General features: G+C 50.2%; 1 pseudogene. It reads left to right on the top strand.

From position 1 onward, the window contains the following. A pseudogene (locus CIK04_RS30070) lies at positions 1 to 466 on the top strand (fructose-bisphosphatase class II); the annotation flags it as partial.

Here is a 466-nt window from a genome sequence, read left to right as displayed (position 1 = left end):
ATCGAAGGGACGCGCATGACCGCGATGGGCCAATCAAACGCTCTTGCGGTATTGGCTGCTGGTGAAAAGGGAGCTTTTTAAAAGCACCAGATATGTACATGGAAAAACTGGTGGTCGGCCCTGGAGACAAAAGGGGTGATCGATCTTACAAAGCCACTAAAAGAAAACCTCGAGAACATCAGCACAAGCGCTTGGAAAAAGCTTGATACCTTGGTGGTGATTACCCTTGCTAAACCTCGTCATGATGAGGTGATCGCGGAGATGCAACGCATGGGTGTTCGTGTTTTCGCAGTGCCAGATGGTGATGTGGCCGCTTCGATTCTTACCTGCATGCCAGACAGTGAAGTAGACGTGATGTACTGTATTGGTGGCGCACCTGAAGGGGTTGTCTCAGCAGCCGTCTATTCGTGCATTGGATGGCGACATGCATGGTCGCCTTTTACCTCGTAACGAAGTAAAAGGCGAT

This window comes from Vibrio sp. 03_296, from assembly GCF_002265885.1.
This window is presented reverse-complemented; position numbering and strand designations above follow the sequence as displayed.